A 15,820-nucleotide genomic window follows, 5' to 3' on the forward strand; every position below is an offset into this window, starting at 1 on the left:
CGGCATGGCGCTTTCCGTGCCCGCCATCATGAAGACGACGGCCGCGCGGCTTTCGGCGCTCTATCTCTTGCTCTTCGCGCTCTGTGCGGTGCTGCTCGTCCTCTATATGACTTCGCTCTCGGCGCGCATGCTGACCGGGCAGACGCAGGAGACCATCAACGACGAGGTGCTCGGCCTTGCCCGCGCCTATCAGCGCGGTGGCCTTCCCGTATTGGTCCGCGTGGTCGAGGCCCGCTCGCGGCAGCCCGGCGCCAATCTCTATCTGATCGCCGATGCCAACGGCCAGATCCTGACCGGTAACGTGCAGAGCCTCGAGCCGGGCGTTCTCGAAAACGAAGGCTGGACCACCAGCCCTTTTTCCTATCAGCGCTTTGGCGAGGGAGAACTCGACCGTCTACGCAACTTGCCTGCCGACAAGGGGACCGCACAGCCCGACCAGAGCGACACGCAAGCGCAGGGCGAGAAGGGCCACAACGCCATTGCCCTGGTGCTGCGGCTGCCGAACCAGATGATCATGCTGGTCGGCCGCGATCTCGGCGAGCCGGAGCGGTTCCGTGCCGTCATCCGCCGTTCGCTGATGCTGGCGCTCGGCATGATGGCCCTGGGTGGCATCCTGATCTGGTTCTTTGTCGGCCGCGCGGCGCTGAAGCGTATCGATGGCGTATCGGAGGCAAGCCGGCGCATCATGGGCGGGGATCTCTCCGGCCGGCTGCCGGTGACCGGCGCCGGCGACGAGTTCGACCGGCTTTCGGAAAACCTCAATGCCATGCTGGCCAGGATCGCCACACTCAACGAAGGCCTCAAGCAGGTTTCCGACAACATCGCGCATGACCTCAAGACGCCGCTGACCCGGCTGCGCAACCGGGCCGAAGCGACGCTTTCCGGCAAGCAGAAGACATCGGATTATCGACAGGCGCTGGAAGGCACCATCGCCGAGTCCGACCAGTTGATAAAGACCTTCAACGCCATCCTGATGATCTCCCGCCTGGAGGCGGGCTATTCTTCCGAGCACACCAGCCGCGTCGATCTGGCGGTGGCCGTTCGTGATGTCGTCGAACTCTATGAGCCGGTGGCCGAGGAGGCTGGCGTTTCGCTGGACACCGAGGTGAACGGTGCTTTTGTCGTCGACGGCAACCGCGAGCTGATCGGCCAGGCGCTCTCCAACATCGTCGACAATGCGATCAAGTACTCGACCGATTCGACGTCCAAGCCGGCGGTCCGTGTAAAGCTCGAACGCACGCATGGCGAGATCAGGCTTTCCGTCACGGACAATGGCCAGGGCATTCCCGACGACGCCGATCGCGCCCGGGCGACGGAGCGCTTCGTGCGGCTGGAGAAGAGCCGTTCGCAGCCTGGTTCCGGCCTTGGCCTCAGTCTCGCCAAGGCGGTCATGACATTCCATTACGGCCGGCTTGACCTGCTGCCTGGCAATCCAGGACTATCCGTGGTCATGAGTTTCCCGGCACGCGAGGATCACTGATGGCGGCCGTTGCCAAGCGGAGCAAGACAGACTGGCTGCTCAGCCTGGAAACCCCGCTTGTCCCGCTCGACGAAGCCCGGGCACGACAGGAGCTGGCCGAAATCGCGGACGCAGCGCGCGAAGAGGGGCTGACACGGGTGGCCAAATTCCTGGCCGGCAAAGGGAAGGCGCAGGATCTCCTCGCCGCTGTCTTCGACCTTTCGCCGTTCCTGCGCGACACGGCGCGCCGCCGGCCGCAAATCCTGGACGGGCTGTTCGACCTGCCGGTAGAGGCCCGTCTGAAGGCGATCACCGCCGCGATCGACAAGGCGCCGCTGGCCGAAACGGTCTCGGAATCCGGCCTGATGATGGCGCTGCGCCGGCATAAGGCAGAGGCGCATTTCCTGATCGCGCTCGCCGATCTTTCGGGCGAGGCCGAAACCTCGCTGACCGTAAGGCGGTTGAGCGATCTCGCCGACGCCTGCACCCGCGCGGCAGTCGATTTCCTGCTGCGTGACGCGCATGGCCAGGGCAAGCTCAAGCTGCCCGACCTCGACAACCCCTCGCATCGATCGGGCTGGATCCTGCTCGGCATGGGCAAGCTCGGCGCGCATGAGCTGAATTTCTCCTCCGACATCGACCTCGTCGTGTTCTTCGATCCGGAGGCACCCGCCGTGGTCGATCCTCTCGACGCCACCGACCTGTTCTCACGCCTGACGCGCCGGCTGGTTCGCATCCTGCAGGACCGCACCGAGCACGGCTATGTCTTCCGCACCGATCTGAGGTTGCGTCCCGATCCCGGCTCCACCCCGCTGGCTATCCCGGTTGAAGCCGCGCTTCGCTACTACGAAGCGCGTGGCCAGAACTGGGAGCGTGCCGCGATGATCAAGGCCCGCCCGGTGGCCGGCGATCTCGCCGCGGGCGATGCCTTCCTCAAGGAGCTCCAGCCCTATATCTGGCGCAAATACATGGATTACGCGGCGATTGCCGACGTCCATTCGATCAAGCGCCAGATTCATGCCCATAAGGGCCATGGCGAGATCGCGGTGAAGGGGCACAACGTCAAGCTCGGGCGCGGCGGCATCCGCGAGATCGAGTTCTTCGTCCAGACCCAGCAGCTCATCGCCGGCGGCCGCTTTCCGGAGCTGCGCGGCCGCGAAACCGTGCCGATGCTCGGTCAGCTCGCGGCCCGAGGCTGGATCACATCAGACGCAAGAGACGCACTCGCCCTCCAGTACTGGTTCCTGCGCCGGGTCGAACACGCCATCCAGATGGTGGCCGACGAGCAGATGCACACGCTGCCGGAAGACGATGAAGGGCTGGAGCGCATCGCCCGCATGCTGGGCTTCGCCGACGCCGCCGCGTTCGCCGGGGCCTTCCGTGCCTCGCTGCAGCAGGTCGAGCGCCACTATGCGGCGCTGTTCGAAACCGCGCCCGAGCTTTCGGCCGGCATCGGCAACCTGGTCTTCACCGGTGACGTCGACGACCCGGACACGCTGCAGACCCTGCACGGCCTCGGCTTTCAGCGGCCGAGCGATATCTGCCGTGTCATCCGCGGCTGGCATTTCGGCCGCTATCGCGTCACCCAGTCGGCGGAGGCGCGCGAGCGGCTGACGGAACTGACGCCGGCACTGCTCAAGGCCTTTGGCCAGACGCGCCGGGCCGACGAGGCGCTGGTCCGTTTCGACGAGTTCCTCGCCGGCCTGCCGGCCGGCATCCAGCTGTTTTCGCTGCTGCAGTCGAATCCCGCACTGCTCAAGCTGATGGCGACGATCATGGGCGCGGCACCAAGGCTGGCGGCCATCATCACTCGCCGGCCGCATGTCTTCGACGGCTTGCTCGACCCGGCATTGCTGACCGAGCTGCCAGACCGCGCCTATCTCTCGGGGCGGCTTTCCGCCTTTCTCGAGGGCGACAGGGCCTATGAGGACGTGCTCGATCGCTTACGCATATTTGCTTCCGAACAGAAATTCCTCATCGGTGTGCGGCTGCTCGCGGGCTCGATCGACCCAGCTCGCGCCGGCCGCGCTTTCTCCGATCTGGCGGACCTGACCATTGCGGCGGCGTTGCAAGCGGTGATCGCCGAATTCGCGGTGCGCCACGGCACGATCGCCGGTGGCGTGGTTTCGCTGCTCGGCATGGGCAAGCTCGGCAGCCGCGAATTGACAGCCGGATCGGATGTCGATCTCATCCTGCTTTACGATCACGACGCGGACGCCGAGGACTCCGATGGTGAAAAGCCGCTGGCGCCGTCGCACTACTACACCCGCATGACACAACGGCTGATATCCGCGGTATCGGCGCCGACGGCGGAGGGGGTGCTTTACGAGCTCGACCTGCGTTTGCGGCCGTCCGGCAACAAGGGACCGGTCGCCACCCATATCGATGCCTTCAAGAAATACCAGCGCCAGGAAGCCTGGACGTGGGAACACATGGCGCTGTCGCGGGCGCGGCCGATTGCCGGCCACTCCGACCTCTGCGCCGAGGTGGAAACGGAAGTCGCCGCGCTGCTCGGCCAGCCGCGCGACGCGGCGAAGGTGAAAACCGAAGCTTCCGACATGCGCACCATGATCGAGCAGGAAAAACCGCCCCGCGACCTGTGGGACATCAAGCTCATACCGGGCGGTCTGATCGATCTCGAATTCATCGCCCAGGTGGCTGTCATCACTGGGCAGGTCGAGGCCGGGCCACGCGCCACCGGTACGGCCGAGATCCTGTCTCGTCTGACGCCCCGTTTCGCCAATGCCGTGATCCGGCAGGACCTTGGCGAGGCTTACTCCCTTTATCTGGCACTGACCCAGATGACGCGGCTGTGCCTCACCGGACCATTCGAACGTGACGACGTTCCGCCGGGGCTTTCGGATCTGCTTCTGGCGGTCACCGACCTGCCGGATTTCGGTGTGCTGGAAGCACATCTCAAGGAGACGTCGCAAAAGGTCAGGAAGGATTTCGACCTTCTGCTTCGTGCCGGAGGGTCGTGACCAACGACCGTTCGGCCGCATCGGGGGTGACGATGCAACAGGAGAAAACCATGAGAAAGACAACCAAGCTCGCACTTGCATACATCGCCCTGGCCGGAGCCGTCGGCGGCGCGGCCTATGCCGAGAACCTCGACAGCGCCAACGTGCGTGAGCGCACCATGATGCGGCTCGACAAGGCGATGAAGGACAATGACGGCAAAATCACCTTCGACCAGTTCTCCGATGTCATGGACGCGCGGCTCAAGAAGCTTGTCGCTGACAATGGCGGCAAGCTGACTGTCGCTCAACTCGCCGACGCGCTGGAGAAGGCGCGCTTCGAACGCATGGCCAGGCGCATCATCGCCCGTTACGACAGCAAGGGCGACGGCACGCTGACATCGGATGACATCATCGGCCGCGAAAAGAAGCTTTTCGCGATGCTCGACAAGAACAATGACGGCAAGATCGAGAAGGGCGAACTGCCGAATGACGGGCGCGATGACCGTCAATGGGATGGCGAAGGCAACGAAGGCGGCGTGCAGTGAGATTGGTTGATGCGGACACCGAGGTCGTCGACCGGAGCCTGCCGCTCAGGCCGCGGCCTTGACCGCCGTTGGCGCCTTCTTCACGGGAATGCGCACCGATACGATCGTGCCGACACTTTCGGTCGAGCGGATCTTCAGTGCACCGCCTTGCAACTCGGCCAGCGAGCGCGAAATGGCAAGGCCAAGGCCGGAGCCGGCATGGTTCTTGGAAAACTGGTTCTGCACCTGCTCGAAGGGGCGCCCCAGCTTGCCGAGGGCTTCCTTCGGGATACCGCAGCCATTGTCCTCGATCGTCAGCACCAGCGCGCCTGACGTGTTGCGGGCCCTGACCGATATGTGGCCGCCCTGGCCGGTGAATTTCACCGCGTTGGACAGGAGATTGATGACGATCTGCTTGATCGCCCGGCGATCGGCAAACAAAGTCAAGGCGTCGGCAATGCGCGTTTCCACGGTGATCGCCTTCTGCGCCGCCTGCAGCGAAACGACACGCACCGTCTCGCTGATCAGCGGACCGAGGTCGATCTGTTCCTGGTCCAGCGAGAACTGACCGGCTTCGATCTTGGACATGTCGAGAATGTCGTTGATGACGCCGAGCAGGTATTTGCCGCTGCTGTTGATGTCGGTGGCGTACTCCTCGTAGCGCTCCGAGCCCAACGGACCGAACAGCCTCTGTTCCATCAGTTCGGAGAAGCCGATGATGGCGTTGAGCGGTGTGCGCAGTTCATGCGACATGTTGGCCAGGAATTCGGATTTGGCCCGGTTCGCCGCTTCGGCGCGCTCGGTTTCCTTCATGTATTTGCGGTTGAGGTCGACCAGTTCGCGCGCCCGTTCCTCTTCGGCCCGGCGGGCGAGGCTGAGATCATGGATCGTCGCCATCAGCCGGCGTTCGCTGTCGACGAGTTTCTCCTGGTGCAGCTTGATCTGGGTGATATCGGACCCGACCGAGACGATGCCACCGTCCCTGGTCCTGAGCTCGTTGACCTGCAGCCAGCGGCCGTCGGACAGCTGCCGCTCGAACGTGGCGCCGCCCTGCGGACCGTTGGTGTTGGCGAGCCGGCGCTCCGAAGCAAAGGCCAGCATACGTTCTTCCAGGGAAGCGCGCGTCACACCCGGCATCACGTCGCGGTCCGAGAGCCCATTGTCCTGCTGGTATTTGGAATTGCACATGATCAAGTTTTGAGCCGAATCCCACAGCACGAAGGATTCATTGATGTTCTCGATCGCGGTCCTGAGGCGAAGATCGGCCGCTTCGGAGCGCAGCGCCAGGTGGCGCTGCTCGGTGACGTCGACGGCGATGCCTATGAGCTGGATCTCCGGCGCTTCCGGGTCCATGACCTGGGCGCGGGCGCGCATCCACACCCACTGGCCATCGGCATGCCGCATCCGGAACACCTGGTCGATGTGGTCGATCTCGCGCGCGACGATCCTGTTGGCGAGTTCGAACAGGTCGCCATCCTCGGGATGGATGATCTCGTCGACCTCGCCGAAGGACAGCATCGTCTCGCAGGGCTCATAGCCGAGCATGTCGTACATCGAGCGTGACCAGTACATCTTGCCGCGCACCATGTCCCAGTCCCACAGGCCGCAGCGGCCGCGGACCAGCGCCATGTCGATACGCTGATGCGCTTCGACATAGATGCGGTCGGCTGCCTGCGCGCGCGCCGCCTGTCCGAAATAGGCATAGAGGATGATGATCAGCACGCCGGCCGTCAGCACAAACAGGGTGACGTTGAGCGAGACGGTCTTGCGCCACGTGTCGAAGACCGCCTCTTGGGGGACGAGCGCCGCCGCGGCTCCCTTCCTGTCCTTGCTCAGGCTGACCGCCGCGTACCAGTCCTGCCCGCCGATGTTGACCTCCATGACGCCGGCCCGGTCGCCGAACATGAACAGAGGTTGGCCGCCCTGGACGAGGCCGTCGAGCGAATGGCCTTGCCAGGGCACCGAACGCGGCGTCACCGCGGTGATCCTGAAGGCGCTGTCGGTGATGACCAGCACATGGCTGCGGCCCATGGCGCCCTGGCGGCTGGTGGTCTCCAGCAGGTCCTGGGTGGCGCCCGGCAGCGTGTCCGATGTGGTGGCGAGCGAACTGGCGAGCTGCGCGGCGGCCAGCGTCAGGATAGCCTTGGCATCGCGCTCCACGTCGTCGCGCTCGTTCATCAGCGAGATTACACGCAGCGCCGCGATGACGAGCAGGAAGATGACGATGAGGGCCGGTATCGACCGGCGCAGCAGCGGTTCGGCCGCCAGAAGCCGCTTGTAGGCCGGTTCGGCAATGAGCCGCGTATTCCCGGCAAGGCCGTCGCCGCGCGTCTCGCGACGCGCAAAAACCATCCCACCGGGCGCGCCCCACGCGTCCGCCTTTGCCATAAATGGCACTCCCCGATTTCAGTATGCCGCATTTCTATGTGCTGGTGATCCGGCAACACCGCACTTCCGAATCGCCATTAAAGAATCAAAGGTGATTCGCCTTGTCCAGTGGTCGGGCGAAAAAAGATTAAAAATCGACTAAAATAATGGGCTTTTAGAACCCGGCCTTCTTCCGCAGGGAAGAAGGCGGGAGCGCCTAAGCCAACGTGCGCTCGACGATGTCGCGCAGATCCGCCGACAGGTTTTCGGCATTGGCGATCGAAACCAGCACTTCCCGAGCTTGGGCTTGCCTGCCCGGTTCGAGCGAGCGCCATGACCTGAGCGCCGTCGCCAGCCTTGCCGCCACTTGCGGATTGCGCTTTTCAACCTCGAGCACCGTTCGTGCGAAGAAGCGGTAGCCTTCGCCGTCGGCGCGGTGAAAGCCGGTCTGGTTGGCGCTGGAGAATGTGCCGATCAACGAGCGCACCCGGTTCGGATTGCCCATCGAGAAGCCGGCATGAGCGGTCAGGGCGCGAACCGTCTCCACCGCCTGCGGCCCAGGCACGCTGGCCTGGATCTGGAACCATTTGTCCATCACCAGCGGGTCGGACGCATATGTCTGTTCGAAAGCCGCCAGCGCCTTGCTTGCCTCCGGCGATCCTTGGAGGCGATGCGCAAGCACGGCCAATGCGGCCGCCCGGTCGGTCATGTTGCTCGCGGACTGGAAATGCCCGGCCGCCAACGCCGCTCCACCTGGCAGCAGCGAGAGATAATCCAGCAGAATGTTGCGCAAGGCACGCCGTCCGGCACTCGCCGCGTCGGGGCTGAAAGCGCTCTTGTCGGCAAGGCTGTCGTAGAGGCCGGAAAATGCCTCGCCATTGGCCATGCCGATCGCCAGCGCAAGCGCCTGTCGGGCCGCATGGATGGCGTCGGGATCGATGTTCTTGCCGATGTCGCGGGCGATGTCGGCGTCTCCAGGCAGCGCCAGGGCCAGGGCCCGATAGGCTGGCTCCAGCGTCTCGTCGCTGGCGATGCTGCCGGCAAGCTCGGTCAGCCGTGGGGCGAAGTCCGGCTGTTTGCCGCCAAGGATCTGGCGGAAGGCAGCGATCAGAGCATCGGTCAACAGCGTGTTGAAGGCCTGCCAGCGCGAGAAGGCGTCGCTGTCATGGCGGGCGAGGAAGTACTGGTCGGCCGCCTTCTGCTCGGCCGACAGCGTCACCGGCGCCGAAAAGCCACGGTTGAGCGACACCGCCGGGCGCTCGGCCACGCCCGAGAAACGCACCACATGGCGACGCTTGCGGACATGGATGACGCCATCCTCGACGCTGGCGCCCTCGACGCCGCTATACGCGACAGGTTTGCCGCCGGCGCCGATCAGGCCGAAGGCGAGCGGGATATGCATCAGCCGCTTGCGGCTTTCGGAGGGTGTCGGCGGCACCGACTGCTCGATCTCGAGCGTGAATTCCTGTGCGGCCGGATTGTGCGTCGAACTCACCGTCAGATTGGGTGTGCCCGCCTGGTGATACCATAGCGCGAATTGCGACAGGTCGCGGCCGGACGCGTCCTCGAACACCTTTATGAAATCCTCGATGGTCGCGGCCTCGCCGTCGTGGCGTTCGAAATAAAGGTCCATGCCGGCGCGAAAGACCTCGGCCCCGAGAATGGTGCGGATCATGCGCACCACTTCGGAGCCTTTCTCGTAGACCGTCGCCGTATAGAAATTGTTGATCTCGCGGTAGCGGTGCGGCCGCACGGGATGCGCCAGCGGGCCCTGGTCCTCGGGAAACTGGTGGGCCCGCAGCGTGCGCACCTCGGCTATGCGCTTGACCGCGCGCGAGCGCTGGTCGGCGGAGAATTCATGATCGCGGAAGACCGTCAGCCCTTCCTTCAGGCAAAGCTGGAACCAGTCGCGGCAAGTGATTCTGTTGCCTGTCCAATTGTGGAAATATTCATGCGCGATGATCGCCTCGATATTGGCGAAATCGGCGTCCGTCGCCGTCTCCTGGTCGGCCAGCACGTATTTGTCGTTGAAGATGTTGAGACCCTTATTCTCCATCGCGCCCATGTTGAAGTCCGACACGGCGACGATGTTGAAGACGTCGAGGTCGTACTCGCGGCCAAACGCCTCCTCGTCCCATTGCATCGACCGCTTCAGCGCGTCCATGGCGTAGCCGGCGAGCGCCTCCTTGCCGGGCTCGACATAGATGCCGAGCTCGACCTTGCGGCCGGACATGGTGACGAAATTGTCGGCGACCTGGCCGAGATTGCCGGCCACCAGCGCGAACAAATAGGATGGTTTGGGGAAGGGGTCGTGCCATGTGGCGTAGTGCCAGCCTTCGGCGAGATCGCCGCTCTCGACCGGATTGCCGTTCGACAGGAGCAGCGGCGCTTCGTCGCGTCGCGCATCGATGCGCACCGTGTAGACCGACAGGATATCGGGGCGGTCGAGGAAATAGGTGATGCGGCGAAAACCCTCCGCCTCGCATTGCGTGCAGTACACGTTGTTCGAGCGGTAAAGGCCCATCAAGGCCTCGTTGCCGGCTGGGGCCAGTTCGGTTTCGATCAGCAGCTGGAAACGAGGTGCCGCCGGCGGTTTGAGCAGGGTCAGTTGGTCGGGGCTCGCCAGCAGATCCGCCGGTCTCACCACCTTGCCGTCGACTTCGACGCGTTTGAGCGTCAACCCATCGCCGTCGAGCACCAGCGGAGCCGACGTGGATATGTCCTCGCGGCGTTCGACGGTCAGTATCGCGGTGACGACCGTTGCCTGCGGCGAAAGACGGAATTCAAGGCTGGTTTTCGGAATGAGGTAGTCGCTGGGGCGATAGTCCTCGAGTTTGAAGACCTGGCCTGTATCGGTGCGCATTCCCTGGCTTTTCCTGTCTTTTCCGGGACCGGACATGATCTGACCGGTCCAAAAATTCGAAGTCCGCGCTCTTTACACGAAACACTCCCTCGACAAAACTGCGGCAGGGCCTAATTCAGGTCATCCTTTCCTTGTCGCGAGGCAGTCATGACGGCCGTCACACCGAAATTCGGGATGGGCGCTTTCGTTCGGCGCGCCGACAATTTCCCGTTCTGCCATTTCGAGAACCGTAGCGTGCCCTCGACCACGGGCAGAGACGCATTGCCAAAGTGACATCAGGAGCGGGGGCGCAACCAGAGACGACGGGCGGCCACGGCACCCTGAGAGGCATCGTGCTGAAGATCGTCTCCGTGGCGGTTTTTGTCGGCATGCAAACCTGTATCAAGGCGGCAGGCGATGTGCCTGCCGGGCAGATCGTCTTCTTTCGTTCCTTCTTCGCCATCTTCCCGATCATTGTCTTCCTGACGTTGAAGGGACATCTGGCCACGGCATTCGTGACGAAACGCCCCTTCAACCACGTCGCGCGTGGCGTCGTCGGCGTCGGTGCCATGGGGCTCGGCTTTTTCGCGCTCACCAGGCTGCCTCTTCCCGAGGCGATCACCCTGAACTATGCACAGCCGCTGCTGGTCGTGGTGTTCTCCTCGGTCTTCCTTGGCGAGACGATCCGCGTCTATCGCTGGAGCGCTGTCGCGATCGGCCTCATTGGCGTGCTCGTCATTTCCTGGCCGGAGCTGACGCTGCTCAATTCGGATGAAGGTCTCGACGACCAGGAGGTCCTGGGCGTCATGGCCGCGCTGGCGGCCGCGGCAATCTCCGCTGTCGCCATGCTGTTGGTGCGCAATCTCGTGCAGACGGAGAAGACGGCGACCATCGTGCTATGGTTCTCGTCGACGGCGAGCGTGCTCTCGCTGTTGACGCTGCCCTTCGGCTGGCAGTCGCTGACGCCAATACAAGCCACGTTGCTCATCCTCGCCGGCTTTTGTGGCGGGCTCGGCCAGATTTTGATGACCGCGGCCTACCGTCATGCCGAAGCCTCGGTCGTGGCGCCTTTCGAATACACCTCGATGATCCTGGGCGTCGTCGTCGGCTACTTCGTTTTCGGCGACGTGACCTCGCCCGGCACGTTGGTCGGTGGCGTGATCGTGGTCGCCGCCGGCATCTTCATCATCTGGCGCGAACGGCAGCTGGGTCTGGAGCGGACGCGCACCCGCAAAGCTGCGCTGCCGCAAGGGTGATCAGGACCGTTCCTTCGCCAAGCGTACCAGCATCGCCCGTGTCTGCTCATCGGCCGGGAAAAAGGATTCGATCGCCAGTTCCGAAAGGGTGACATCCAGTGGCGTGCCAAACACGGTGATGGTGCTGATGAAGGAAAGCACCGTGTCGCCATGGGCAAGCCGCAGCGGATGCACGATCGCATTCGGCTCGACTGGCGCCGGCCGGCTGCTCTGCAGGCCAGAGGGGTAGCCGCGAAGCTCTTGCTCCAATGCCACCAGCACCGGGTCACCGGCGGCATCGTTCTGATGTTTCAGCCGTTCGAGCAGGTGGGTGCGCCATTCCTGGAGGTTCACGATCCGTGGCGCGACACCACCTGGGTGCAGGCTGAGCCGCAGCACATTGACGGGTGGCTGGAGCAGAGAGGGCTCGGAAACATCGGCCAGGAATGGCCCGATCGCCGTGTTCGCCGCAACCAGGTTCCAGTGCCGGTCCACCGCCAATGCCGGAAACGGCTCATGCCCCTTGAGCACCATCTCGACCGCCGCCATTGCCGGTGCCAGCGTCGTATCGGTGAGCGGCCGTTCGCTGAAGCTCGGCGCGAAGCCCGCGGCCAGCAGCAATTGATTGCGCTGCCGCAGCGGGATCGCAAGCTGCTCGGCCAGATGCAGCACCATGTCGCGCGAGGGCGCGGCACGCCCGCTTTCGACGAAGGAGAGATGCCGTTGCGAGATCTCGGCCTCCATGGCGAGGTCGAGCTGGCTCATGCGACGTCGCGTGCGCCATTCGCGGATCAGGCTACCGGCGGAGGTTTGGGGCGTTGTCATGCAGGACGACTAGGCTGACGCTGAATGTATTTCAATTACCTGCAAGGTCATCGTTAGCTCACTTCCCGCAGCTTCGCCTTCACTTCGAGAAAATCCCGCCATGCGAGCTTCTTGTGCGCGGGGGTGCGCAAGAGATAGGCCGGGTGCAGTGTCGGCATGGCTGGAATGGCAATGCCGGAACCCGTTGTGTGCACGCGCCAGTTGCCGCGCAGCCGCAGGATTCCTTCCGAGGTGTTGAGCAGGGTCTTGGCCGACGGGCCGCCGAGATTGATCAGCACCTTGGGATTGACCAGCTCGATCTGACGCTCGATGAACGGCCGGCAGATCTCGGTCTCGTGCGGCGTCGGCGTGCGGTTGCCGGGTGGGCGCCAGGGAATGACGTTGGCGATGTAGACCGAGCTACGGTCGAGGCCGATCGCAGCCAGCATCCGGTCGAGCAGGCGGCCCGAGCGGCCGACGAAGGGCAGTCCTTCAATGTCCTCGTCACGGCCTGGGGCTTCACCGACCAGCATGACAGCCGCTTGCGGGTTGCCGTCGGCGAATACCAGGTTCTTGGCGGTCGCCTTGAGATTGCAGCCCTCGAAAGCGGCCATGTGCTGGCGTAATTCGTCCAGCGACATTGCCGCGGTCGCCAGCTGGCGCGCCAGCGCCGCCTGCGCTTCGTCGGGCACGGCCGAGGTCGGCGGGCGCGGGGCCGGAGCATCCGGCACGGCGCGCCCATCGAGGCGCGGCGGAGCCGTGGGCGGCTCCGGTGCCTTGCTTTCGCGCGGCGCCGCCGGCGTGCGCTCCGCCGGCTTCGGCACGGCCTCCGCGAACCGATTGACCGGCGCATCCTCCAAAGCCTCGTCAACACCCGCGCTGGCATAGAAGGCGAGCAGATCGGCCAAATCGACCGGATTGTTGGGAGAGGCGGCAGTCATGGCCGCACCATCGTCCGGGCGGGATCAATTTGCAACCTCGGCGAGGTCGATGGCGGCAGCCAATCCCGCCTGCCAAGGTGAGGTCGCGGTCTAGCCAGTGGGTATGCGTGGATCCTGAACCAAATAGAAGGTCCATCGCGGCGTGTAGTCGGTCATCAGGAATTCGAAGCTGGCGGTCTTCAGCGGGTCCACCTTGCCGTTTTTGAACAGCAGCCGGTCATAGGGCTCGAAATCGCGGTCGAAATCGGCGAAATTGCTCGACCAGATATTGTCGGGCGTCTTGTTGCGCTGGTCGAACGAAAGCCCGTCTCCGAACACGCTTGGCTGGTCCAGTATTTCCTGAAGCTCGAACTGGAACTCGATCCAGGCCTGGCCGCTGTTGTTGAGCGCGTCGATGCGCATATACATGATGCCATTGGCGAACTCGCCTGCTCTGCCGAATGCCTGGATCGGCTTTGTGGTACGGATGGTCAGCGTCACGGGTGTCGCCGAATTCAGCTCTTCGGTGATGATCAGCGGATCGTCCTTGGTTCCGATGCCGGAGGCTCCGGTGATGCGGAAACCGCCAAGCTCGTCGGAGAACGAGTACGCGCCTGTCGCCCAGACCTTCACTTCATCCGCGACGGCATGACCCGGGCTCGACGCCAGAAGGGCCAAAATAAGCGCCCGGCAGGCCCGGCCGGGCGTTGATGGAAAGCGCGTCGAAGAGAAGCCGCCTGGCCCGGGAATGCGCATGGCGGGAAGTATGGCCGATAAGCAAGCCGTCGAACAATAGAAAACGCAAGCCTGGCGGGTCGCGCCGCGCGGAAATGGCCTCTCTGCCGCGCAAAGCGCGACTTTTTGGCCAAATCGGCATTGTCACGTATGCGCCGGTTTCCTGTCGCCAATTGATGCGCTATGCAGCGCAGGAGCCAGCAAGATACGCCAACGGCGGCAAGCCAGTGCGGAGGGGTTGATGAGCGATATCGAACGCGAAAGCATGGAATTCGACGTGGTCATCGTCGGTGCCGGACCGGCCGGCCTTGCCGCGGCCATCCGCCTCAAGCAGGTCAATCCCGAGCTCTCCGTCGTCGTGCTGGAAAAGGGCGGCGAAGTCGGCGCCCACATCCTGTCGGGGGCCGTCGTCGATCCGATCGGCATCGACCGGTTGCTGCCTGGCTGGCGCGAGGAGGATGGTCATCCCTTCAAGACGCCGGTCACTGCGGACCATTTCCTGGTGCTCGGCCCCGCCGGTTCGTTCCGCCTGCCCAACATCTTCATGCCGCCGCTGATGAACAACCACGGCAACTATATCGTCTCGCTCGGCAACGTCTGCCGCTGGCTGGCTGGCAAGGCCGAGGCGCTCGGCGTCGAGATCTACCCAGGCTTTGCCGCGGCCGGCCTGCTCTACAATGAAGAAGGTGCCGTCACCGGCGTCGTCACCGGAGACATGGGCGTCGAGAAGGACGGCACGCATGGTCCAGGCTTCGCGCCGGGCATGGCGTTGATGGGCAAATATGTGCTGATCGGCGAAGGCGCGCGCGGTTCGCTGGCCAAGCAGTTGATCGCTAGATATAAACTCTCCTATGGCCGCGAGCCCGGAAAATACGGCATCGGCCTCAAGGAACTCTGGCAGGTCAAGCCGGAGAACCATCGGCCGGGGCTGGTGCAGCATTCCTTCGGCTGGCCGCTGGACATGAAGACTGGCGGCGGTTCGTTCCTCTATCATCTGGAGGATAATCAGGTGGCGGTCGGCTTCGTCCTCCACCTCAATTACAAGAATCCCTATCTGTCGCCTTTCGAGGAATTCCAGCGCTTCAAGACCCATCCGGCGATCGCGGGCACGTTCGACGGCGCCAAGCGCCTGGGCTACGGCGCGCGCGCCATAACCGAGGGCGGCTGGCAGTCGGTGCCGAAATTGTCGTTCCCGGGCGGTGCGCTGATGGGGTGCGCGGCGGGCTTCGTCAACGTGCCGCGCATCAAGGGCTCCCACAATGCGGTGCTGTCGGGGATGCTGGCGGCCGAGCATGTCGCCGAGGCGATCGGCGCCGGCCGTACCAATGACGAGCTTTCCGCCTATGAGGATGCCTGGCGGGCGACCGACATCGGCAAGGACCTGAAGAAGGTGCGCAACGTCAAGCCGCTGTGGTCGCGCTTCGGCACCATCATCGGCGTCAGCCTCGGCGGCCTCGACATGTGGCTGAACACGCTGTTCGGCGTCTCGCCGTTCGGCACGCTGAAGCACGGCAAGGCCGACTATGCCACGCTCGAGCCTGCCGCCCAGCACAAGAAGATCGTCTATCCGAAGCCGGATGGCGTGCTGACCTTCGACCGTCTGTCCTCGGTGTTCCTATCCAACACCAATCACGAGGAAAACGAGCCGGTCCATCTGCTGGTCGGCGACATGGACCTGCAGAAACGCTCGGAACATGATGTCTTTGCCGGACCTTCCACACGCTATTGCCCGGCCGGCGTCTACGAATGGGTCGACAAGGACGGCAACGCCGCCGCCGACCCGCAGGCGAAGGATGTGCGCTTCGTCATCAACGCGCAGAACTGCGTCCACTGCAAGACCTGCGACATCAAGGACCCGAACCAGAACATCGACTGGGTGCCCCCGCAAGGCGGTGAAGGACCGGTCTACCAGGGCATGTGACCCCTGCGCCGCCGGGCCGTCCAGGGCGCGGCAGCAAAATTGCAGCGGAGTTC

10 protein-coding genes are annotated in these 15,820 nt (G+C 63.9%); 5 read left to right on the forward strand and 5 right to left on the reverse strand.

Annotated elements, in window-relative coordinates; translation table 11 throughout:
* Positions 1-4: 4 nt before the first annotated feature.
* Genes LB571_RS23385 through LB571_RS23395 form a run of 3 tightly spaced genes read left to right on the forward strand, consistent with a single transcriptional unit; the run spans position 5 to position 4,964 of the window.
* The gene (locus tag LB571_RS23385; RefSeq protein WP_224598309.1) at positions 5-1,480 is read left to right on the forward strand and encodes an ATP-binding protein; all 1,476 of its coding nucleotides are present in this window, start codon (positions 5-7) and stop codon (positions 1,478-1,480) included.
* Positions 1,480-4,440: a bifunctional [glutamine synthetase] adenylyltransferase/[glutamine synthetase]-adenylyl-L-tyrosine phosphorylase gene (locus LB571_RS23390; protein WP_224598312.1), complete on the forward strand. Its 2,961-nt coding sequence runs from the start codon at positions 1,480-1,482 to the stop codon at positions 4,438-4,440. Before LB571_RS23385 ends, LB571_RS23390 begins: the two co-directional genes overlap by 1 nt.
* A 50-nt stretch (positions 4,441-4,490) precedes the next feature.
* Complete coding sequence (locus tag LB571_RS23395) at positions 4,491-4,964, forward strand: hypothetical protein (protein ID WP_015318616.1); 474 nt, start codon at positions 4,491-4,493, stop codon at positions 4,962-4,964.
* A gap of 45 nt (positions 4,965-5,009) precedes the next feature.
* Here the strand turns inward: LB571_RS23395 and LB571_RS23400 are convergent, their stop codons facing one another.
* Both LB571_RS23400 and pepN read right to left on the reverse strand, forming a co-directional pair.
* A complete protein-coding gene (locus LB571_RS23400; protein WP_224525819.1) occupies positions 5,010-7,331 on the reverse strand; it encodes a PAS domain-containing sensor histidine kinase in 2,322 nt (773 codons plus the stop codon).
* Between the two features lie 196 nt (positions 7,332-7,527).
* Entirely contained in the window at positions 7,528-10,173 is a 2,646-nt protein-coding gene (pepN, locus tag LB571_RS23405) for an aminopeptidase N (RefSeq protein ID WP_224598315.1), read from the reverse strand.
* Positions 10,174-10,442: 269 nt separating this feature from the next.
* On the opposite strand from pepN, the gene LB571_RS23410 reads away from it, so the two are divergent.
* Positions 10,443-11,408 (forward strand): DMT family transporter, encoded by a 966-nt coding sequence (locus tag LB571_RS23410; RefSeq protein ID WP_140618532.1) that lies wholly within the window; start codon positions 10,443-10,445, stop codon positions 11,406-11,408.
* On the opposite strand, the gene LB571_RS23415 is transcribed toward LB571_RS23410, so the two are convergent.
* The 3 genes from LB571_RS23415 to LB571_RS23425 form a co-directional block, all read right to left on the reverse strand.
* Entirely contained in the window at positions 11,409-12,212 is an 804-nt protein-coding gene (locus LB571_RS23415; RefSeq protein WP_015318612.1) for a helix-turn-helix domain-containing protein, read from the reverse strand.
* Positions 12,213-12,265: 53 nt separating this feature from the next.
* On the reverse strand, positions 12,266-13,132 hold the full coding sequence (locus LB571_RS23420) for a uracil-DNA glycosylase family protein (RefSeq protein ID WP_140618530.1): 867 nt from the start codon (positions 13,130-13,132) through the stop codon (positions 12,266-12,268).
* A 90-nt stretch (positions 13,133-13,222) separates the two neighbouring features.
* On the reverse strand, positions 13,223-13,867 hold the full coding sequence (locus tag LB571_RS23425) for a hypothetical protein (protein WP_140726705.1): 645 nt from the start codon (positions 13,865-13,867) through the stop codon (positions 13,223-13,225).
* A gap of 220 nt (positions 13,868-14,087) precedes the next feature.
* Between LB571_RS23425 and LB571_RS23430 the strand changes: the two genes are divergently transcribed.
* The gene (locus tag LB571_RS23430) at positions 14,088-15,767 is read left to right on the forward strand and encodes an electron transfer flavoprotein-ubiquinone oxidoreductase (RefSeq protein ID WP_224598319.1); all 1,680 of its coding nucleotides are present in this window, start codon (positions 14,088-14,090) and stop codon (positions 15,765-15,767) included.
* Positions 15,768-15,820: the final 53 nt, after the last annotated feature.

The sequence above is a fragment of the Mesorhizobium sp. BR1-1-4 genome, from assembly GCF_020165375.1.
GTDB lineage: Bacteria > Pseudomonadota > Alphaproteobacteria > Rhizobiales > Rhizobiaceae > Mesorhizobium > Mesorhizobium australicum.

What these genes read in the sequence shown, in the direction of transcription:
- LB571_RS23385 (WP_224598309.1), top strand. Translation starts at nt 5, where the DNA reads ATGGCGCTTTCCGTGCCCGCCATCATGAAGACGACGGCCGCGCGGCTT.
- LB571_RS23390 (WP_224598312.1), top strand. Translation starts at nt 1,480, where the DNA reads ATGGCGGCCGTTGCCAAGCGGAGCAAGACAGACTGGCTGCTCAGCCTG.
- LB571_RS23395 (WP_015318616.1), top strand. Translation starts at nt 4,491, where the DNA reads ATGAGAAAGACAACCAAGCTCGCACTTGCATACATCGCCCTGGCCGGA.
- LB571_RS23400 (WP_224525819.1), bottom strand. Translation starts at nt 7,331, where the DNA reads ATGGCAAAGGCGGACGCGTGGGGCGCGCCCGGTGGGATGGTTTTTGCG.
- pepN (WP_224598315.1), bottom strand. Translation starts at nt 10,173, where the DNA reads ATGCGCACCGATACAGGCCAGGTCTTCAAACTCGAGGACTATCGCCCC.
- LB571_RS23415 (WP_015318612.1), bottom strand. Translation starts at nt 12,212, where the DNA reads ATGACAACGCCCCAAACCTCCGCCGGTAGCCTGATCCGCGAATGGCGC.
- LB571_RS23420 (WP_140618530.1), bottom strand. Translation starts at nt 13,132, where the DNA reads ATGACTGCCGCCTCTCCCAACAATCCGGTCGATTTGGCCGATCTGCTC.
- LB571_RS23425 (WP_140726705.1), bottom strand. Translation starts at nt 13,867, where the DNA reads ATGCGCATTCCCGGGCCAGGCGGCTTCTCTTCGACGCGCTTTCCATCA.
- LB571_RS23430 (WP_224598319.1), top strand. Translation starts at nt 14,088, where the DNA reads ATGAGCGATATCGAACGCGAAAGCATGGAATTCGACGTGGTCATCGTC.